The following is a 20,427-nucleotide window of genomic DNA, read 5'->3' as shown; positions in this document are numbered from 1 at the left end:
CGACACCGCCGGCAGCAGCGGCTCGACCACCGCCATCAGCTGCTCCTCGGCGACCACCGCCTCGGCCAACGCGAGGGCGTGCGGCCGCTCGTACGCCCGGGCGGCCGGGCGCGGGGCCGACCCCGCCGGGAGCCGTCACCGCCCCCGCCGCGGGCGGCCCGTGCCGACGACCTCCTGCCCTGCGGGGACGAGCCGGTCGGCCGGGGCGAGCCCGTCGGCCGGGCCGGGTCGGGCGGCCGGGCGTCGCGGGGCGGGGATCCGGGCCACCGGCGGGGGGCTGAGGGTGCGGCCGTGCCAGAGGTAGCCGCCGGCGAGCAGGGTGGCCAGGCCGATCAGGGCGAAGAGCAGGCGGTAGTCCAGCACCCCGACGAGCAGCGCCCCGGCGCCGATGGAGAACGCCTGCGGGCCGCTCACCACGGCCTCCGAGGCCGCGGCGACCCGGCCGAGCAGCCCGGGCGGGGTGCGCCGCTGGATGAGCGTGTGCAGGCCGACCATGGTCAGCGGCAACGACACCCCGGCCAGCAGCACCGCGACGAAGCCGAGCCAGAGGTTCGGGTACGTCAGCGCCAGCGAGGCCGGCCCGAAGAACGCCACCCCGGCGGCGAGCGTGCCCACCTCGCCCGCCCGGCGCACCACCGCCGGGGAGAGCAGCCCGCCGACCAGCCCGCCGACCCCCTGCACGGTGACCAGCACGCCGACGAACGCGGCGTCCCGGCCGAGACCCCGGTCGACGTACGCGAAGATCAGCGACTCGCTGAAGCCCATCGCCAGCGAGCCCAGCCCGTAGCCGAACAGCGCCCGGCGCAGCGCCGGCTCCCGGGCCAGGTGCCGCAGCCCGGCGCCCACCTCCGCGAGCCAGCGCGACCCGGACCCGGCGGGCGGTGACTCCGTCGTCCGCAGCGCCCCGACCACGGCTGCCGCGGACAGGAACCCGACCATCCCGATCGCGGCCAGCATCCACCCGCCGAGGGCGGCGTAGAGGCCGGCGCCGGCCAGCGGGCCGATCAGCCGCAGCCCCTGGCGTACGGTCTGGAGCACGCCGTTGGCGTCGGCCAGCAGGTCCAGCGGCACGAGCTGCCGGATCAGGCCGCTGAGCGCGGCGCTGAGCGTGATGTACGACAGGCCGTACAGGGCCGCCACCGCGTAGATGATCCACACGTCGGCCCGGTCGCGGACGGCGAACAGCGGGGTGAGCAGCACCGCCGTCACCAGGTTCGCCGCCACGAAGAACGGGCGGCGCGGGTAGCGGTCGACGAACCACCCGACCAGCGGGGCCAGTGTCATCGGCGCAATGACCGCGAAGATGGTGGCTCCGGCCAGCCCGTCCGACCCGGTCAGGTCCTTCACCCAGATGGCGAGGGCGAGCAGCAGGATCGACTCGGCGGCCATGCTGGCGAGCAGGCCGCCGAAGAGCAGGCGGAAGTCCGGGCGGCGCAGGACGGTGCGCATGGGGTCCCTCCGGCGGGGTGGTGCGCGCCTCGGCGCGGTCGGGAGTCGCACGGTCGGGTCGGGACGGCGTCGTACCGGCCGCCACGCCCTTCCACGGTCCTCTTTTCTGCGAGACACGCCCCCGCCGGGACCTCCGGCGGGGGCTGCGCCGTCCATACTGACCGTGGGGGGCGAACTTCATACAGTTACCGTCGCGTCTGTGGCGGTCCACGGAAAAGAGGACGCCGTGCCTCCTGCCTCACCCAGCCCGATCCTGCGCCGTCGCAGGTTGGGCACCGAACTGCGCCGGTTGCGCGAGGCCAGCGGTCTCACCGGGGACCAGGTCATCGAGCGGATCGGCTGGGCCTCCGCGTCCAAGTTGTCCCGCCTGGAGAACGGCCGCAGCCGTCCGGATCCCGACGACGTCCGCGTCCTGCTCGACCTCTACGGCGCCGAGCGAGCGCTGCGCGAGGAACTCCTCGGCATCACCCAGGAGGCCGGCGACATACGCGGTTGGCTGAAGAACTACCCGGTGATGACCCAGCAGCAGCGCAGCTTCGCCGAGCTGGAGGCGGGCTGCGCGGAGATCTCCGAGTACAACCCGGTCCTGGTCCCGGGCCTGCTCCAGACGCCGGACTACGCGTCGGTGCGGATCGCCTCGGCCCGCCAGGTCGACGAGGAGGCGGGCGACCCGGAGGCCGGGGAGGACATCGACACCGAGGTGCGGGCCCGGCTGGCCCGCCAGTCGCTGCTGACCCGCACGCCCGACGCGCCCCGCTACACGGCGGTGCTGGAGGAGGCGGCGCTCGGCGTCCGGACCGCGCCGCCCGAGGTGCTGCGCGAGCAGTTGGGGCAGCTCTGCGAGCTGGCGATGCTGCCGAACATCACGCTGCACGTGCTGCCCCGCGACACCCAGATCGGCACCTGGTACCTCCCGCCGACGGCGTTCTCCGTCTACCGGTTCGCGGACCCTCTCGATCCGGAGACGCTGGCCATCGAAGGGGGGTTCACCGACGTCATGTCGACCGAGGTAAACGCGCTAAATCGCTATAAAGTGGTGTTCGAGTGGTTATGCACGGCGGCGCTCTCCGCATCGGACACCCTCTCCTGGCTGATCGAGGCGACGGGACGGCTGCCCGGCACGGCGACCGCGCCCACGGTGGCGTACGGGTCGGCAACGGCGCCGACCCAACGCCGCCGGCACTCCGGGCGCCTGACGGAACGGTGATCACGGGGGACCACCGTCGGGTCGTGCGACGCCACTCGTTCCATCGGTGCAGTTCACCTCAGGAGTGAGACCATGAACCAGATCCGCAACACGCCGTCCGTCCGCGCGCGGCTCGCCGACGCCCCGTGGCGCAAGAGCACGCGCAGCCAGACCTCGAACTGCGTCGAGGTCGCGCCACTGGGGACGGGGCCGGCCGCGGTGGCCCTGCGGGACAGCAAGGACCAGGGCGGCCCGGTACTGCTGTTCAACCGGGCGGGCTGGCTGGGCTTCATCGCCGGCGCCAAGAACGGACAGTTCGATCTGAACTGATCCGCCGACCGTCGCGGGGCCGCCGGCACGATGCCGGCGGCCCCGCCGCGTCTCCGGCCCGCGTCCGCGTTGACCAGGCATCCGCTGATCGGACGAGGCTCCGCACCGATCGTCGTGTTTCACTTGCTGAGACCCTCGGGCGGCGTAGCATGGCGACAGAGTGACGTGGAACTTCCACCCGTTCCCCGCCGTCGCGGTTCATCCGGAGACCCACATGCGTTTCCTGATCGTTCGCACCGACATCCGCGCCGCCGCCGACGTGGACATCGTCGCCGCCTGGGCGTGCGGTGGCCGCCTGCGGGACGAGACCACCACGCCCGAACCACGCCGACAGATCGTGCACGCCGAGGACCGGGACGCCGCGCTGCTGCTGGCCCGGGCCCTGTCCACGGTGGGCGCGGTCCGCTCCGGGAAACAGCGGGTCAAGGTGCTCCCGCTCGACGAGCCGGCCCTCGGCTGGCGAACACGAAGCGACCGGGGCAGCTGACCCGTCCGAGACGTCCGTCGTGGCCGACCGGCTCCCCCGCCGCGTTCCTTGCCCCGCCGACCACGACGGCCCGTGTTCCCGGCCCGTGACCGTCGCGGCAACGGCGGCCACGGGCCGGGACCGCACGTCCACGCGGTCACCGGCCCGGCCTCGCAGGTGCCGGTTCAGCAGTGGCCGTCGAGCCAGCGGTGGATCAGGAACAGTGCGATGGACGACCGCGGCGGCAGGACCAGCCGGGCGCCGCCCACCTCCACCGGCCGCCCCGCCAGGGCCGCCCCGATCTCGGTGCGGGTGAACCACCGGGCGTACGCGATCTCCGCCGGGTCGAGCCGCACCGGGTGCTCCGGGTCGGCCGTGGCGAGGAAGCCCAGCATCAGCGAGCCGGGGAACGGCCACGCCTGGCTGCCCGCGTACGCGATGTCCTCGACCGGGACGCCGACCTCCTCGCGGACCTCGCGCAGCACGGCGGCCTCGGCCGACTCCCCCGGCTCGACGTAGCCCGCGAGGCAGGAGAAGCGGCGCTCGCCGGGGGTCTGCGGCCAGGTGGCGTTGTTGCCGAGCAGGCACCGCCCGCCCGTCCCCGGCACGCCGTCGTGCACCAGCACGATCATCGCCGGGTCGGTACGCGGCCAGATCCGCTCCCCGGCCCGGTCGACGCGGGACCAGCCGGCCTCGTCCACCTCCGTCGGATGCCCGGTGGCCGACGAGTAACGGTGCCGCAAGTGCCAGTTGACCAGCGCCAGCGCGGTGGTGAACAGCCCGGCGTCCCGGTCGACCAGCAGGTGACCGACCTCGCGCAGGTGCGCCGGCCGGGCGCCGGGCACCGCCGGCAGCGGGGCGTCCACGGCGAAGACCGGCACGCCGTCGGGCTCGACGCCGAGGAACATCGGGGACGCCGCCGGCGGCAGGTCGGCCGAATCCAGCAGCACCAACGCCGGCGGCGACGTGTCGGTGCGCACGAGCGCCCGGCCCTCGTCGCCGGAGTCGAGCACCAGCACCCGCGCCCCGGCCCACGCCTGCGCCAGCCACTCCGGGTCCGTGCGCCGGTGCGCCGCCCGGTCCAGGGTGGAGCGGGCCAGCGGCGGCGTGGGCTCCCCGCTCACGGCCGCGCCGGCTCGGTGACGACCGGGGTGAGCGCGGCGAGCTGCGGTGCGATCCGCTCGGCGTCGCCGAGCACCACGGTCACCGCACGGGCCGGGGCGAGGTAGCGGGCCGCCGCCTCGGCCACGTCGGCCACGGTGGCCTTCGCCAGCCGGGCGGCGTGCTCGGCCAGGAACTCCAGCCGCAGCCCGTTGCCGGCGTACGCGCTGGTCAGCGAGGCCAGCCCGGCCTGGGTGGACATGCCGAGCTGGAGGGTGCCGAGCGCGTACTGGCGGGCCTGTTCCAGCTCGTCCTCCCGGGGCGGGAGGCTGGCCAGCCGGCCCAGCTCGTACGTCGTCTCCAGCAACGCCGGCCCGGTGACCTCGGTGGCCACCTCGGCGGCGGCGACCAGCACCGACCCGGCCACCGAGTGCTCGACGAGCGAGTGGGGGCCGTAGGTGTAGCCCTTGTCCTCGCGGATGTTCTCCACCCAGCGGGAGGAGAAGTAGCCGCCGAAGAGCAGGTTGGCCAGTTGCAACGCGGCGTGGTCGGGATGGGTGCGGGGCACCGCCGGCAGCGCGATGCGCAGCGAGGACTGCACCGACCCCGGCCGGTCGACCAGCAGCAGCGGCCCGGGCTCCAGCGGCGGGGCGGGCGGCAGGTCGGCGGTGTGCCCGGCGCCGTTCCACACCGACAGGGCCTTCTCGGCGGCGTCCAGCGCCCGCTCCGGCTGCACGTCGCCGACCAGCACCAGCACCGCGTCGGCGGGGTGCACCCGCTGGGCGTGCAGGGTGCGCAACACCCCCGGCCGGACCGCGCGGACCGCCTCCGGGTCCGGGGTCTGCACCGCGTACGGGTGGCTGCCGTAGACCCGCTTGAGCAGCGCGGTGCGGGCCAGGTGCGAGGGCTGGCTCTGCGCGACCTGGATCCGGTCGACCAGCCGGTCCCGCTCGGTCGCCACATCCTCGTTCGGGTAGGTCGCGCCGGTGAGCACGTCGGCGAGGATCTCCAGCATCCGGTCCAGCCCGGTGACCAGGCCGGCGCCGGAGAGCATCAGCCGGTCCGGGTCGATCCCGGCGGACAGCCCGCCGCCGACCTTCTGCAGCTCGGCGGCGATCTGCACGCTGGACATGCCCTCGGTGCCGGAGAGCAGGGTCTGGGCGAGCATCGCGCCCCGGGCGAGGTGGCTGCGGCCGAAGGGCATCCAGAGCCGCAGCTCGACCAGGGGCACCGCCGGCCGGCGTACGGCGATCACGGTCAGCCCGTTGCCCAGCATGCGCTCGGCCTGCTTCGGCAGCTTGAGCCTGCGGTTCGGGCCGAGCGGCGGCAGCTCCCGCGGCCCGGCCTGTGCGGTCGCCGTCACCTGACCACCCTTCGTTCGCGACTGCGGGGCTCGCAAACCCGGCTCACTCCTCGCGCTCATCGGGCGCCTCCGGCGATGACCTCGATGGACGCGCGGCGCTCGGGCCGCAGGGTGGCCGCGGCGGCCCGGACCTGCTCGTCGGTGACCTCGCCCACGAGCCGGGGCAGGTCGTTGAGCAGCCCCGGCTCGCCGCGCTGCTGCTCCAGGACGGCCATCCGCAGCGCCCGGCCGAGCACCGCGTCGGTGTCGCGCAGCAGGTGGGTCGCCATCCGGGCCTGGGTGCGGGCCAGCTCGCCCTCCGTCAGACCGTCGGTGGCCAGCCGGTCCAGCTCCTCGTCGATGGTGCGCAGCACCTTGTCCACGTCCCCGCCGGGCGGCAGGTGCGCCTGGAGCAGCAGCGCCGTCGGGTCCCGCACGTCGAACGGGTCGCCCATGAAGCCGAGGTAACCGCCGAGGCTGGTCACCGCCCGGTCCCGCTGCACCAGCCGCTCCACCAGCCGGGAGGCGTCGCCGTCGGTGAGCACCTCGGCCAGCACGACGTACGGCAGATAGCCGGCGAAGTCGGTGACCGGGTCGGGCACCCGCCAGGCGCCGGCCACCGCCGGCAGCGGGGCCAGCCTGTCGGTGTACGAGGTGCGCCGCTCCGCGGTCAGGTCGGGCTCGGCGAAGTCGGGCCGCTCCGGCGCGGGCCGGGCTGGCACGTCGCCGAAGTGCCGCTCGACCAGCGCGGTCGCCTCGGCGACGTCGATGTCGCCGCTGACGGCCAGCACCGCGTTGCCGCTGGCGTAGTAGCGGCGGAAGAAGTCGGCGGCGTCGGCGACGGTGGCCGACTCCAGGTCGACGAAGGAGCCGTAGCCGTCGTGCGCGTTCGGGAAGGTGTCGAACATGACCGGCGGCAGGGTCAGCCAGGGGAAGCCCCCGTACGGCCGGTTGAGCACGTTGACCCGGATCTCCTCCTTGACCACGTCGACCTGGTTGCGCAGGTTCTCCTCGGTCAGCCGCGGGCCGCGCATCCGGTCGGCCTCCAGGAACAGCGCCCGCTCCAGGGCGTTGCTCGGCAGCGTCTCGAAGTAGTCGGTGTAGTCGAGGTGGGTCGAGCCGTTGAAGGTGCCGCCCGCCCCCTGCACGTGCCGGAAGTGGGCCAGCTTCTCCAGGTTCTCCGAGCCCTGGAACATCAGGTGCTCGAAGAGGTGGGCAAAGCCGGTGCGCCCCTCCGGTTCCGAGCGGATGCCGACGTCGTAGACCACCGCCACCCCGATCACCGGGGCACTGCGGTCGGGGGTCAGGACCACCCGCAGGCCGTTGTCGAGGGTGAACCGCTCGACCGGGTACTTCGTCGCTGGAATTCTCGATCTCCGCGCCGCCACGGGATCGACCCTAGCGCGTCGGCACCCGCGCCATCGCCGACCTTCGGCCAGCCGCTGCGGCCGGCGCACCACCCGGCGCGCCCGCCGGTCCCCGAGGCCGGCGGCGACGCCGGGGCCGGAGGCCGTAAAACCCATTCAACAGGCAGAGATTGCCGCCTTTGCTGAGACGCCAGTCCCGCCATGTGGTTGACCCTTGACGCCAGCTCACCAACTGACCCACTCTTCCTACTAACTAAGTAGGAATACTGCGGATTGGATGGACGATGAGACGGCTCCCCTTGCGTCGGTTGGTCTCCCTGGCCACCCTCGCCGTCGTCGGCGCGGCGACCCTGGGCACCGCCGCCTGCGGCGACGACGGCGAGAGCGCGGGTGGCGGCTCCGGCCCGGTGACCCTGCGGCTCGGCTACTTCCCCAACATCACCCACGCGCCGGCGGTGGTCGGCGTGGAGAAGGGCATCTTCGCCGAGAAGCTCGGCACCGGCGTCACGCTGGAGACGAAGACCTTCAACGCCGGCCCCGCCGCGATCGAGGCGATCTTCTCCGGCGCGCTCGACGCCGCGTACATCGGCCCGAACCCCACCGTGAACGCCTTCTCGAAGTCCAAGGGCGAGGCGGTCCGGGTCGTCTCCGGCGCGGCCTCCGGCGGCGTCGCGCTGGTGGTGAAGCCCGAGATCACGTCGGTCGAGCAGCTACGGGGCAAGAAGATCGCCACCCCGCAGCTGGGCAACACGCAGGACGTGGCGATCCGCCACTGGCTCAAGGAGAAGGGCCTCACGACGACCAAGGAGGGCGGCGGCGACGTCAAGATCATCCCGCAGGAGAACGCCCAGACGGTGGAGACGTTCGGCAGCGGGGCGATCGACGGCGCCTGGGTGCCCGAGCCGTTCGTCTCCCGGCTGGTCAACGCCGGCGGCAAGGTACTCGTCGACGAGCGCGACCTCTGGCCGGACGGCAAGTTCGTGATCACCAACCTGATCGTCAGCACCAAGTTCCTCAAGGCCCACCCCGACGTGGTGAAGAAGCTGGTCGAGGGGCAGGTGGCGGCGAACGAGTTCGTCAACGGCAAACCCGACGAGGCGCAGCAGGCCATCTCCGACCACATCGGCAAGATCAGCGGCAAGCCGCTGGACCTCAAGCTGATCAAACAGGCCTGGCCGACGCTGGAGTTCACCAACGACCCCATCGCCTCCTCGCTGAAGACCGGGCTCGACCACGCCGTCGCGGTCGGGCTGACCCAGCCGGTCAGCCTCGACGGGCTCTACGACCTGACGTACCTCAACGAGGTGCTCAAGGGCCAGGGCAAGACCGAGGTCGTCCAACCATGACGTCGACCACGACGGCGCCCCGCAGCGCGACCGGCTCGGTCGCGCTGCACGGCGTCACCAAGGTGTACGGGCGCGGGGCGAACGCCGTCCTCGCCCTGGACGGGGTCTCCCTCGACGTCGCGCCCGGCGAGTTCGTCTGCCTGGTCGGGGCCTCCGGCTGCGGCAAGAGCACGCTGCTCAACCTCGTGGCCGGCCTGGACCGGCCCAGCGGCGGGCGGATCGCCCTCGGCGAGGGGGTCGAGCCGGGGCTGATGTTCCAGGAGCCGGCCCTCTTCCCCTGGCTGACCGTCGAGGGCAACGTCGAGGTGCCGCTCAAGCTGCGCGGGCTGCCCCGGGCCGCGCGCCGGGAACGGGTCGCCGAGCTGTTGGGCACGGTGCACCTGGCCGACTTCGGCCGCAAGCGCCCCCACGAGCTCTCCGGCGGCATGCGCCAGCGGGTGGCGCTGGCCCGCACCCTCGCCCTGGACACGCCGGTGCTGCTGATGGACGAGCCGTTCGGCGCGCTGGACGCGATGACCCGCGACATCCTGCACGACGAGCTGGAACGGATCTGGACCGAGCGGCGGCTCACCGTGCTCTTCGTGACGCACAACGTGCGGGAGGCGGCCCGGCTCGCCGACCGGATCATCCTGCTCTCCAGCCGACCCGGCCGGATCATCTGGTCCACCCCGGTCGACGTGCCCCGGCCGCGACGCATCGACTCCCCCGAGGTCGCCGCGGTCGCCGCCGAGGTCACCGACCGCCTGCGTACGGAGGTGGGCCGCCATGGCCGGTGACACCCTCGCCGCCGTCCCGCGTACCGACGCGGAGATCTCGGGGCTGGACGCCCTGGAGCTGGCCGGCCGGGAGCAGAGCCGGCCGCGGGCCGCCCGGCTCTGGGCCGCGACCTGGCCGAAGCTGGCCGCGCTCAGCATCGCCGTCGGCGCGTGGCAGGTCGTGGTCTGGACCGGTTGGAAGCCCGAGTACGCGCTGCCCGGCCCGGCCGCCGTGGGGCAGGAGCTGCTCCGGCAGGTCAGCGGCGTCCAGCTCTGGGACGGTCTCGCCACCACGCTGCGCCGGGCGGCGGTCGGCTACCTCTTCTCGGTCGCCGTGGGCCTGCTGGTCGGCCTCGCGGTGGCCCGGTCGCGGATCCTGCGGGCGGCGATCGGCTCGATGATCACGGCACTGCAGACCATGCCCTCGATCGCCTGGTTCCCGCTGGCGATCCTGCTCTTCGAGCTGAGCGAGAAGGCGATCTTCTTCGTGGTGGTGCTCGGCGCCGCGCCGTCCATCGCCAACGGCGTGATCGCCGGCGTGGACTACGTGCCGCCGCTGCTGCTGCGCGCCGGCCGCAACCTCGGCGCCCGGGGGCTGAACCTGTACCGGTACGTCATCGCGCCCGCCGCGCTGCCGGCCATCGTGGCCGGCCTCAAGCAGGGCTGGGCGTTCTCCTGGCGCAGCCTGATGGCCGGCGAGCTGATCGTGGTCGGCATCTCGCAGACCTCGCTGGGCGCCCAGCTGACCTACTCCCGGGAGCTGTCGGACTCGCCCTGGCTGATCTCCACCATGATCGTGATCCTGGTCCTGGGCCTGGTGGTCGACGCCGCGTTCGGGGCGGCCGACAGGGCGATCCGGCGCCGCTGGGGCGTACTGGACCAGGCCGGTCAGTGACGTGTACGTCTCCGCGCGCAGCGACTACGCGCTCCAGGCCATGCTCGCCGTCGCCGCCGCCGACCCGGTCGGCGGCGGCGGGCTGGTCAAGGCCGCGGCCCTGGCCGGCCGCCAGGACATCCCGCTGAGCTTCCTCCAGGGCATCCTGGTCGACCTGCGCCGGGCCGGCCTGCTGCACAGCCACCGCGGCACGGACGGCGGGTACACCCTCGCCCGCCCCGCGGCCGAGATCAGCGTCGGCGACGTGCTCCGCGCGGTGGGCGGATCGCTGACGACGGTCCGCGGGCTGCCGGCCGAACAGGCCGGCTACCGGGGCGCGGCGACCGGTCTCCAGGACGTCTGGCTGGCCGTGCACGGGGCGGTCGCCCTGGTCGTCGACCGGACCACCCTCGCCGACCTGCTGGGCACGGAACACCCGGCGGTTGACACGCGGCAGGCCCCCACCCGCTGACCGCCGGCTCCCGACGGCGGCCCCGCCGCAGCGCTCGGACGGTGGTGGCTCAGCGGGCGACGGCGGCGGCCCAGAGCGAGGGCGCGGCCCAGGGCGACGGCACTGGCCCAGGGCGATGGCGCGGCCCGGGGCGACGGTGGTGGCTCACGGCGACGGCGGTGAGTCAGCCGGCGATGGTGGTCGGCCCCCCGGTCGGGCTGTGCAGCTCGACCGGAGCGGCCGGCGCGGCCCCGTCCGGGGTGGCGTGCCACGGCGTGAAGACCGCGACCATGGCGAGCAGCAGCCCGGCGAGCGCGACCGCGAGCACCAGCAGCAGTTCACGCACCGCGCCCGTGCCGACGTCGCCCGCCATGATCACCCCTCCCGCGCCGGGCGGTCCCGCCCGGGTCGTTCCCCCCGGCCCCCAGCTTCCACCACCACCGGCCACCGGAACAGTCGCCGATCGGACGTAACGTCCGCTGATTCCCGACTCAGCCGGCGCCGGCCGGGAGCGGGCGTTCACGGACCGTCACGACCGGTCCGATACGGGTGCCATTCGCAGGGTGGGATCGCGGCAGCCTGTGTGGCGGGAGTCCTACCCACGCCCGAGACCGACCGGGGCCGGGCCGAGGGAGGGCGGGCGTCAGGAGGCGCGGGGCGTCCGGGGCCGCCGCGGGCGGCGGGGCCGTCCCGAGGCGCGGTGCGGAGCCCGGCCACCCTCGCCGGCACGCCCGCCGTCGCCGGCCCGGCCACCCGAGCGTCCGGCGGCCGAAGTCGAGGAAGCGGCCTGCGGCGGGGGCGGCGCGATCGTCACCGGCACCCCGGACGGCTCACGGGCGCCGGTCACCCGGGCCAGTGCCTCGTCGCCGGGGCGCACCTGGACGGACTCGGGGCGGATGCCGGCCGTGCTCATCAGCCGGGACACGTCCCGGCGCTGCTCCGGCAGGACCAGGGTGACCACCGTGCCCGACTCCCCCGCCCGGGCGGTACGCCCACCGCGGTGCAGGTAGTCCTTCGCCTCGGTGGGCGGGTCCACGTTGACCACCAGGTCCAGCCCGTCGACGTGGATGCCCCGGGCCGCCACGTCGGTGGCGACCAGCGCGGTCACCTGCCCCGTGCGGAACTGCTCCAGGATCCGGGTGCGCTGCGGCTGCGACTTGCCGCCGTGCAGCGCGGCGGCGCGTACGCCCTTGGCCAACAGTTGGCGGGCGACCCGGTCGGCGCGGTGCTTGGTGCCCATGAACAGGATGGTGCGGCCCTCGCGGGCGGCGATCCAGGTCAGCGCGGCCGGCTTGTCCACCGCGTCGACGTGCAGCACGTGGTGGGTCATCGCGGTCACCGTGGCGGTGCCCGGGTCGACCGAGTGCGAGACCGGGTTGCTGAGGAAGCGGCGGACCAGCTTGTCCACGCCGCCGTCCAGGGTGGCCGAGAAGAGCATCCGCTGCCCGTCCGGGGCGACCTGCTCCAGCAGCTTCGTCACCTGCGGCAGGAAGCCCATGTCGGCCATCTGGTCGGCCTCGTCGAGCACGGTGATCGCGACCTGGTCCAGCCGGGCGTCGCCGCGGTTGATGAGGTCGTGCAGCCGCCCGGGGGTGGCCACGACCAGTTCGGCGCCAGCGCGCAAGGCGTCCGCCTGGCGTTGCAGCGAGAGCCCGCCGACGACGGTGGCGCACCGCAGGCCGACGGCCCGGGCGTACGGGTCGAGCGCGGTGGTGACCTGCTGGGCCAGCTCGCGGGTCGGCACCAGCACCAGGGCCAGCGGCCGGCCCGCACGGGCCCGCCGGCCGGCGGTGCGGGACAGCAGGGGAAGCCCGAAGGCGAGCGTCTTGCCGGAGCCGGTGCGGCCCCGGCCGAGCACGTCCCGGCCGGCGAGCGAGTCCGGCAGGGTCGCCGACTGGATCGGGAACGGCTCGGTGATGCCCTGGGCGGCCAACTCGGCGAGCAGCGCCGGGGCCAGCCCGGTAAGGGCGAAAGAGGGTACGACAGTGGTCATACGGAAGCCTTCCTCGACGCGGCACGTGTCGAGGGAGGGCGCCGGAGGCGGCGCTGTCACCGGCGGACCAGGCCGCGGGTGACTCACAAGCACGAACCGAAAGGGGTACGGGCCCCGGCCCGCCGCCGTTCGCCGCCTGCTCACGCAGGTCGACGGTGCGGCGGACCGGTCCCGTCACCGCGCCCGGAGGGCGCGGTGGGTGTTACCTGGAAGATCCGAAGATCAGAGCGGGCGGATGTTCTCCGCCTGCGGGCCCTTCTGGCCCTGGGTCACCTCGAACTCGACCCGCTGGTTCTCGTCCAGGCTCCGGTAGCCGGAGGACTGGATCGCCGAGAAGTGGGCGAAGACGTCGGCGCCGCCGCCGTCCGGGGTGATGAAGCCGAAGCCCTTGTCAGCGTTGAACCACTTGACGGTGCCAATAGCCATTTTTGTCTCGTCTCCTTGACGGAACGTCGAACCCGCACTTGTTGCGGGCTCGAAGAGGAGCGCGCCACGCGGAACTGCCTGGCTCGCTTGTCGCTTCTGGTCGCCCCGCCCGGAGAACTCCGGACACAACAAAGAGCGCCTGGGCCACAATCCTCCAGGCGCACACAGAGTCTCTGGGAACCATAACTGCAACGCGATCAACCTATCACGGATTCGCCGGATGGCCCACCGTCTGCCGGATTTTCCGGCACCGACGTGATCAGCGCGGTGAGCCCGTCGGCGTCGAGCAGGTCGGCCGGGCGCACGGTGACGCCGTCGCGCACGTAGTGGAACGCCGCGCCGACCCGCTCCACCGGCACCCCGGCCAGCTCCGCCCAGGCCAGCCGGTAGACCGCGAGCTGCACCGCGGCCACCTCGGCGGCGGGGCCGGAAGGCTGCCGGCCGGTCTTCCAGTCGACCACGTCGAACCGCCCGCCGGGGCGGGCGAAGACCGCGTCCATCCGGCCCCGCACCACCACCCCGGCGATCACCGTGGCGAAGGGCACCTCCACCTCGACCGGCACCCGGTCGGCCCACTCGCTGGCCAGGAAGCTCTCCTGGAGCTCGGCGAGCGCCTCGTCGGGCGCGGCGTCGGCATCGGCCGCGCCCGGCAGCTCGTCCAGGTCGAGCAGCCGGTCGGCGCCGAACCGCTGCTCCAACCAGGTGTGGAAGGCGGTGCCCCGGCGGGCGTACGGGCTCGGCTCGGTGGGGACCGGACGGCGCAGCGCCCGGGCCAGCGCCGCCGGATCCCGGCGCAGCGCCACCAGCTGGGTCACCGAGAGCTGCCCCGGCAGCGCCACCTCGACCGCGCCGGCCTGCCGGGTCAGCTCGGCCCGCTCGGCGAGCAGCAGGTCGGCCTCCCGCCGCCACCGCGCCACGTCCGGGTCGCCGGCCGGCGGCTCGGCTGCCGCCCCGGCGGCGTCGTCGCCGGCGGCCCGGCGTTCCGGGCCCTCCCCGTCGCCGGGTTCCGGGCCGGCCGCGCCCCGCTCGCCGGCCGGCGGGCGGCCCGCCGCGTCGCCGTCGGCGAGGAAGCGGCGGACCAGGACGGCTGCCTCGGCCAGCGCCGGGCGGCGGGCGCCGAGCGGGTCGGCCGGCCACTCGGCGCGGAGCACCACCTCGGTGGTCGGGTTGACCGCGTCGCCCGGCGGCTCCGGCGCCCACTCGTCGACAAGGTGCCCCGCGCGGCCGTCCAGGCAGGCGTCGTGCACCTCCCGCAGCAGCACCGACGGGCCGCGCGGCCGCTTGGTCCCCTCCCCCCACCAGTGGCCGGAGCAGAGCAGCAGCCGGCGGGGCCGGGTCACCGCCACGTACGCCAGCCGGCGCTCCTCCCGCTCGTCGTGCGCCCGCCAGGCGTCGGTGAAGTCCTCCAGCGCCCGGGCCACCCCGCGCTGGTCCTCGGTGCCGCCCAGGCCCAGCTCGGGCAGCCCGTCGGCGTCGCCGCGCAGCGGGAACGGCAGCACGCCGAGCCCGCCCAGCCAGTGGTCGGAGTTGCGCACCGGCCCCGGCCACACGCCCCGGCTCAGCCCGGCCACCGCGACCACGTCCCACTCCAGGCCCTTCGCGGCGTGCGCGGTGAGGATCTGCACCGCCCCCTCGACCACCTCCACCTCGCCCGGGCTGAGGCCGCGCTCCTCGTCCTCGGCGGCGGCGAGGTAGGCCAGGAAGCCCGACAGGGTGGCGCCCGGCGTCTCTCCGCCGAACCGGGCGGCGACGTCGCCGAGCGCGTCCAGGTGGCCCCGGGCCAGGCCGGCGTCCCCGGCGCCGTCCCGGCCGGCGCGTACGGCCACCTCCACGTCCAGGCCGATCGTGCGCTCGATGTCCGCGATCAGCTCCGGCAGGGACTGGTCCAGCCGGTAGCGCAGCAACCCCAGTTCCCGGGCGTACGCGCGCAGCCGGGCGTAGCCCTCCGCCGAGTACGCCTGCGCCGGGCCGAGGTCGGCCAGCGCCTCGACCAGGGTCGCCTCGTCGAGCAGGTCGGGGGTGATCTCCGGACTGCCGTCGTCGGCGAGCTTCCGCCGGGCGGCGGCGATGCCCTTCGCCCGCCGGTGCAGGGCCACCAGGTCACGCGGGCCGATCCGCCAGCGCGCCCCGGTCAGCAGCCGCAGCAGGGCCGCCCCGTCCGTCGGGTCCGCCAGCACCCGCAGCGTGCACACCACGTCCCGCACCTCGGGGGTGTCCAGCAGGCCGCCCAGGCCGACCACCTCGACGGGCAGCCCGCGCTCGCGCAGCGCCGACTCGATCGCGGGGATCTGGCTGCGCAGCCGCACGAGCACGGCCGTCGTCGGTCGCAGCGGCACCGGGATGTGCTCGGGCAGCGCGCCGGGCATGGCAGCCGCCCCGCGCCAGGCGTGCAGCACGCTGTCGGCGATCCAGTCGGCCTCGTCGGCGTACGTCGGGAGCAGGGCGCAGTGGACGGTGCCGCCGGCGGCGCCGCGGGCGCTGCGGTGCGGCACCGGGTCCTTGACGCTCATCGCGGCGCGCAGCTCCGGCACCCGGGCGCCGGCGGCCCGCAGCGGGGTGGCCAGGGCGTTGGCGACGCCGAGGATCTCGGGGCGGTTGCGCCAGCTCGTGGTGAGGCCGAGCACCTCGGCCGGCGCGCCGTCGGCGCGGGCGAACTCCGTGGGGAAGCGGTCCAGGGTGCCGGCGCTCGCCCCCCGCCAGCCGTAGATCGACTGGCACGGGTCACCGACCGCGGTCACCGGGTGCCCGCCGCCGAACAGCGCGTTGAGCAGCACCACCTGGGCGTGGCTGGTGTCCTGGTACTCGTCCAGCAGCACCACCCGGAAGCGGTCCCGCTCGATCTCACCGACCCCCGGGTGGTCCCGGGCAACCCGGGCCGCCCGGGCGAGCTGGTCGGCGAAGTCCATCGCCTCGAAGTCCTCCTTGCGCCGGGCGTACGCGCGCACCAGCGGGAGCAGCTTCAGCCGGGTCTGCTGGAGGGCCAGGGCTTTGCGCACGTCGGCGTAGACCCGGCCGGGGCGGGCCTGCACCTCGGCGAAGAACCGGCCCGTCCAGGCGGCCAGCTCGTCCGGGTCGACCAGGTGCTCGTCCAGCTCGCCGGCGAGCGCCAGCACGGCGTCGGTGACCGTGCTCGGCATCCGGTCCACCTCGGACATGTCGCCGTCGTAGTTGCGCACCAGCAGGTCGACGAGCTGCCAGCGGGACGCCTCGGTGAGCAGCCGGGTGGACGGCTCGTAGCCGGCCCGCAGCCCGTGCTCGGTGACGATCCGGCCCGCGTACGAGTGGTAGGTGGAGACGGTCGGCTCCCCCGCCAGCGGGTCGTCGAGCGGGTCCCGCCCCCGCCGCCCGAGCCGCCGCACCAACTGGTCGAGCCGCGTACGCACCCGGTGCGCCAGCTCGCCGGCGGCCTTGCGGGTGAAGGTGAGCCCGAGCACCTGCTCCGGCCGCACGTGCGAGTTGGCGACCAGCCAGACCACCCGGGCCGCCATCGTCTCGGTCTTGCCCGAGCCCGCGCCCGCGACCACCAGCAGGGGCTCCACGGGCGCGGCGATGATGGCCGCCTGCTCCCGGGTGGGCGCCGGCAGCCGCAACAACTTCGCCAGCTCCACCGGCGTGTACCGGGGGCCGGCGTCGGCGACCCGGGGCGTCGGCGTCGCCGTGCCGAACAGGGCGGGCTGGGTCACCGCTCCGCCTCAGTTCGCGACTGCGGGGCTCGCAAGCTCACTCCTCACACTCACGGTGCCGTCCTGGTTCGCGACCGCGGGGCTCGCAACCGCATCCTCAGGCTCACGGTTGGTCGGGGCGGCGGGCGGTCGGGGGCTCGACCACCTGGCGGCCCTGCCCGGACACCGGGCAGCTCGACCGCACCGGGCAGACCCGGCACTTCGAGTTGGCGACGGCGGCGAACGTGGCGGCGGCCATCGTATCGGCGGTGCGCCGCACCAGCGCGGTCGCCCAGCCGGCCTCCGGGCCCTCTCCGGCCGGCGGCTGGCTCTGCTCCTTCGCGTCCTTCGCCCCGGTGCCGAGCTGCACCAGCGCCGCCCCGCCGGACTCCTCGCCGAACTCGGCGAACGCCCCCGCCTCGACCGCCGCCTGGTACGCACCGAGCTGCGGGTGCTCGGCCAGGTCGTGCGCGGTGACCGCGGTGGACTTCCCGGTCTTCAGGTCGATCACGACCAGCCGGCCGTCGGCGTCGACCTCCAGCCGGTCCACCCGGCCGACCAGCTCGACGGGCCGGTGCGGGTCGTCGAGGCGCACCGCGAACTCGTGCTCGATCGCGAGCAGCCGGCGCGGGTTGGCCGCCAGCCAGCGCAGCAGCTTGTCGACCATCCCCTCGGCGCGGGCCCGCTCGGGCCCGACCATCCAGCGGGCGGCCAGCTCGATCGCGTCGAACCGGGCGGCGACGTAGTCCAGCAGGGCGCCCCGGTCGACGCTCGCGTCCTCGGCGAGCATCGCGGCGGCGTGCACGAGGTTGCCGACCCCCTGGGCGGCGCTGGCCGGGGCGCTGCCGCCGTGCCGCTCCAGCAGCCAGCGCAGGCTGCACCGCAGCGCGCTCTCCATGCCCGACGGGGTGACCCGGACCGGCTTCCCCTCGTCGACGAGCGGGCGGTCGTCGGAGAGCTGCCGCAGCCCCCACCAGTCGTCCGGGTGCGCGCCGGCCACCCCGGCGGCCGCGAGGCGGGCCAGCTCGGCCGCCGCCGCCTGCCGCCGGGCGTATGGCGCGTCCGGGTCGCTGACCGCCGTACGCAGCTCCGCCACCAGCGCCGGCAGGGTGAGCGCGCGGGGCGGCCGACTCACCGGCAGTGTCCTCGGCCGGTCCGGTTCCTCCTCGCCCGTCACCACCGGGCCGTCGCCCGCCCCCGGCGGGACCGGCCCCGCGGCGCCCGGTCCGGCCTGCGCCGACCCGGCGTGCGCCGGCCCGGCCTGCGTCGACCCGGCCGGGTCCGGCCGGCCGGGCGGGGGGCCGTCGTCCGGCGCGGGCGGGTCGGTCGGGCCCAGCTCGTAGAGGAAGCGGCTCGGCTGTTCCTCGTGGTCGTCGCCGCCGACGGCGGCGGAGGCGACCGCGCTGACCAGCAGCCGGCGCCGGGACCGGGTGACCGCCACGTGGAACAGCCGCCGCTCCTCGTCCAGCAGCGCCGAGGTCTGCCCGACCAGGGTGGCCACCGTGCCGGCGCCGGCCGCCCGGCCGGCGAGCACGTCAACCAGCCGCTCGGAGCCGAGCAGGCTGCCGCGCAGCCGCAGGTCGGGCCAGACGCCCTCCTGCACCCCGGCGACCGCCACCAGGTCCCACTCCAGCCCCTTCGCGGCGTGCGCGGTGAGCAGCCGGACCGCCTCACCCCGGTCGGCGGTGGGGGCGATCGTGTCGGCCGGCAGGTCCTGGCCGAGGACGTGGTCGAGGAAGACCTCGGTGCGCGCGCCGGGCAGCCGGTCCGTGAACCGGGCCGCCGCGTCGAAGAGCACCATCACGGCGTCAAGGTCCCGGTCGGCGGCCTCGGCGCGCCGGCGCCGGGCCACGTCCCCCTCGCCGGCCACCGTCTGGCCCCGGCCGATCGCGGCGGACCACAGCTCGGCCAGCCCGCTGGCCCGCCAGACCGCCCACAGCACGTCCTCGGCGGTGGCGCCGGGCCGGGCGGCGGTCTCCCGGGCGACGGCCAGCAGGCCGGCCACCGTCTGCGCCGGCTCGGCCCAGCGCCGCTCGATCCCGGCCAGCTCGGCCGGATCGCGCAGCGCCTCGACGATCAGCTCGCCCGAGGGCCGGCGATCGCCGGCGGCCAGCGCCAGGGCCCGCAGCCCCTGCCGCAGCCGCCGCTCGGCCAGCGGGTCGGCGCCGCCGAGCGGCGAGTGCAGCAGGGCGACGGCGGCCTCCTCGTCGAGCCGCTCGGGCTCCAGCGCGCAGCGCAACAGGAGCAGCAGCGGCGCGACCGCCGGTTGCAGGTGCAGCGGCAGGTCCTCGCCGTGCACCACGGTGGGCACCCCGGCGGCGTGCAGCGCGCGTTGCAGCGAGGGCAGCTGCCGCCCGGTGGAGCGCACCAGCACGGCCATCTCCGACCACGGCACGCCGCCGAGCAGGTGCGCCTCGCGCAGGGCGTGGGCCAGCCAGGCCGCCTCGCTGGTGGCCGAGCGGAAGGTGCGCACCTCCACCGAGCCGGGCGGCGCGTCGGGCAGCGGGTGCAGCCTGCGGTGCGCCGCCGGGCCGCGCAGCCGCCGCGCCAGCCGGCCGGACGCGGCGAGCAGCCGGGGGCCGGCCCGGTAGGAGGTGGTCAGCACCACCTGCGCCGCGGGCGCCCCGGAGGCGGTGCGGAAGCGGTGCGGGAACGTGGTCACCACGGCGGGGTCCGCGCCGCGGAAGGCGTACGTGGACGAATCCGGGTCGGCGAACGCGACGAGGGACTTGCCGCCGCCGGCCACCGTCGCGAGCAGCTCCTGCTGGGCGGGATCGGTGTCGGCCAGCTCGTCGACGTAGACGTACGCCAGCCGGCGTCGCTCGGCCGCGAGCAGCTCGGGGTCGTCGAGCAGCATCCCGGTGGCGGCCCGGACCAGCTCGGCCGGGTCGTACGCGACGGAGCCGCGGTTGCTGACGTCGCGCAGGGCGAGCACGGCCACGTACTCCCGGAGGAAGCGCGCGGCGGCCGGCCAGTCGGCGCGGCCGAGCTTCTCGCCCAGCCGGGCCAGCTCGACGGGGCCGACCCCGCGCTCGGCGGCGCGCATCAGCAGGTCGCGCAGCTGTGCCGCGAAGGCCCGGGTGCGCAGCGCGGGGCGCAGGTCCTCCGGCCAGCCGACCGGGTCGTCGCCCGGTTCCTCGCCGACCACGTCGAGCAGCTCGCGGATGATCAGATCCTGCTCGGGGCCGGTGAGCAGCCGGGGGGACGGCTCTCCCCGCTCGGCCGCGGCCCGGCGCAGCAGCCCGAAGGCGTACGCCGGGAAGGTGCGTACCAGCGGCTCGCGCAGCACGCGGTGCCCGCCCCCGGCGGCCCGGGCCTCGATCCGCTGACGCAACGCGGTGGCGCCCCGGCGGCCGAAGGTGAGCACCAGGATCCGCTCCGGGTCGACGCCCTCGGCCACCCGCGCGGCGACCGCCTCGACCAGGACGCTGGTCTTGCCCGTGCCGGGGCCGCCGAGCACCAGCATCGGCCCGTCGGTGTGCGCGACGACCTCCGCCTGGCGCGGGTCGGTCAGCCGCGCCGTCCCCCGGTGCGCGGCACCGCCGGCCGGCCCACCTGGCCGCCCGTCCTCCCGGGCCGGCCCACCGGACCGGTGGCCCCCCGGGGCCGCCTCGGCGGGCCGGCGCACCAGCCGGTACGCCTGCATCCCCCCATCCCACCACGCCGGTACGACACCCCC

At 75.4% G+C, this 20,427-nt stretch carries 16 protein-coding genes; 7 read left to right on the top strand and 9 right to left on the bottom strand.

Annotation, left to right across the window (positions count from 1 at the left end):
* Positions 1–135: 135 nt before the first annotated feature.
* Positions 136–1,449 carry an MFS transporter gene (locus AB0G14_RS06765; RefSeq protein ID WP_357694467.1) on the bottom strand — a complete coding sequence of 438 codons (1,314 nt, stop codon included), beginning with the start codon at positions 1,447–1,449 and terminating at the stop codon, positions 136–138.
* A gap of 226 nt (positions 1,450–1,675) precedes the next feature.
* Here AB0G14_RS06765 and AB0G14_RS06760 point away from each other — a divergent pair, with 226 nt between their 5' ends.
* The 3 genes from AB0G14_RS06760 to AB0G14_RS06750 all read left to right on the top strand — a co-directional run bounded on the left by AB0G14_RS06760 (position 1,676) and on the right by AB0G14_RS06750 (position 3,452).
* Positions 1,676–2,656: a helix-turn-helix transcriptional regulator gene (locus tag AB0G14_RS06760; RefSeq protein WP_357694465.1), complete on the top strand. Its 981-nt coding sequence runs from the start codon at positions 1,676–1,678 to the stop codon at positions 2,654–2,656.
* 72 nt (positions 2,657–2,728) lie between these two features.
* A complete protein-coding gene (locus AB0G14_RS06755; protein ID WP_350703842.1) occupies positions 2,729–2,965 on the top strand; it encodes a DUF397 domain-containing protein in 237 nt (78 codons plus the stop codon).
* Between the two features lie 214 nt (positions 2,966–3,179).
* Positions 3,180–3,452 (top strand): hypothetical protein, encoded by a 273-nt coding sequence (locus AB0G14_RS06750; RefSeq protein WP_350704157.1) that lies wholly within the window; start codon positions 3,180–3,182, stop codon positions 3,450–3,452.
* Positions 3,453–3,616: 164 nt separating this feature from the next.
* On the opposite strand, the gene nudC is transcribed toward AB0G14_RS06750, so the two are convergent.
* Genes nudC through AB0G14_RS06735 form a run of 3 tightly spaced genes read right to left on the bottom strand, consistent with a single transcriptional unit; the run spans position 3,617 to position 7,262 of the window.
* Entirely contained in the window at positions 3,617–4,555 is a 939-nt protein-coding gene (gene nudC, locus AB0G14_RS06745; protein ID WP_357694463.1) for an NAD(+) diphosphatase, read from the bottom strand.
* Complete coding sequence (locus tag AB0G14_RS06740; RefSeq protein ID WP_357694461.1) at positions 4,552–5,895, bottom strand: pitrilysin family protein; 1,344 nt, start codon at positions 5,893–5,895, stop codon at positions 4,552–4,554. Before AB0G14_RS06740 ends, nudC begins: the two co-directional genes overlap by 4 nt.
* Before the next feature lie 56 nt (positions 5,896–5,951).
* The gene (locus tag AB0G14_RS06735; RefSeq protein ID WP_350703848.1) at positions 5,952–7,262 is read right to left on the bottom strand and encodes a pitrilysin family protein; all 1,311 of its coding nucleotides are present in this window, start codon (positions 7,260–7,262) and stop codon (positions 5,952–5,954) included.
* Between the two features lie 263 nt (positions 7,263–7,525).
* Here AB0G14_RS06735 and AB0G14_RS06730 point away from each other — a divergent pair, with 263 nt between their 5' ends.
* The 4 genes from AB0G14_RS06730 to AB0G14_RS06715 are packed head-to-tail and all read left to right on the top strand — an operon-like array spanning position 7,526 to position 10,688.
* The gene (locus AB0G14_RS06730) at positions 7,526–8,587 is read left to right on the top strand and encodes an ABC transporter substrate-binding protein (protein WP_357694458.1); all 1,062 of its coding nucleotides are present in this window, start codon (positions 7,526–7,528) and stop codon (positions 8,585–8,587) included.
* Entirely contained in the window at positions 8,584–9,363 is a 780-nt protein-coding gene (locus AB0G14_RS06725) for an ABC transporter ATP-binding protein (protein WP_357694456.1), read from the top strand. Before AB0G14_RS06730 ends, AB0G14_RS06725 begins: the two co-directional genes overlap by 4 nt.
* Entirely contained in the window at positions 9,353–10,237 is an 885-nt protein-coding gene (locus tag AB0G14_RS06720) for an ABC transporter permease (protein ID WP_357694454.1), read from the top strand. The genes AB0G14_RS06725 and AB0G14_RS06720 overlap by 11 nt, the downstream gene beginning before the upstream one ends.
* A 1-nt stretch (position 10,238) precedes the next feature.
* Entirely contained in the window at positions 10,239–10,688 is a 450-nt protein-coding gene (locus AB0G14_RS06715) for an Rrf2 family transcriptional regulator (RefSeq protein ID WP_357694452.1), read from the top strand.
* A 163-nt stretch (positions 10,689–10,851) separates the two neighbouring features.
* Here the strand turns inward: AB0G14_RS06715 and AB0G14_RS06710 are convergent, their stop codons facing one another.
* The 5 genes from AB0G14_RS06710 to AB0G14_RS06690 all read right to left on the bottom strand — a co-directional run bounded on the left by AB0G14_RS06710 (position 10,852) and on the right by AB0G14_RS06690 (position 20,394).
* Positions 10,852–11,040, bottom strand: coding sequence for a hypothetical protein (locus AB0G14_RS06710; RefSeq protein ID WP_357455658.1), 189 nt, complete (start codon positions 11,038–11,040; stop codon positions 10,852–10,854).
* Positions 11,041–11,310: 270 nt separating this feature from the next.
* Complete coding sequence (locus AB0G14_RS06705; protein ID WP_357694450.1) at positions 11,311–12,660, bottom strand: DEAD/DEAH box helicase; 1,350 nt, start codon at positions 12,658–12,660, stop codon at positions 11,311–11,313.
* A gap of 222 nt (positions 12,661–12,882) precedes the next feature.
* A complete protein-coding gene (locus tag AB0G14_RS06700) occupies positions 12,883–13,086 on the bottom strand; it encodes a cold-shock protein (protein ID WP_007464836.1) in 204 nt (67 codons plus the stop codon).
* Positions 13,087–13,283: 197 nt separating this feature from the next.
* Positions 13,284–16,769, bottom strand: a complete 3,486-nt coding sequence (locus AB0G14_RS06695; RefSeq protein ID WP_357694448.1) for an ATP-dependent DNA helicase — start codon at positions 16,767–16,769, stop codon at positions 13,284–13,286.
* A 103-nt stretch (positions 16,770–16,872) separates the two neighbouring features.
* The gene (locus AB0G14_RS06690) at positions 16,873–20,394 is read right to left on the bottom strand and encodes an ATP-dependent DNA helicase (protein ID WP_357694446.1); all 3,522 of its coding nucleotides are present in this window, start codon (positions 20,392–20,394) and stop codon (positions 16,873–16,875) included.
* Positions 20,395–20,427: the final 33 nt, after the last annotated feature.

Source organism: Micromonospora sp. NPDC023814, assembly GCF_040639595.1.
Taxonomy (GTDB): Bacteria; Actinomycetota; Actinomycetes; order Mycobacteriales; family Micromonosporaceae; genus Micromonospora.
The sequence above is the reverse complement of the archived record's forward strand: the minus strand, read 5'-3'. Positions and strand labels throughout refer to the sequence as shown.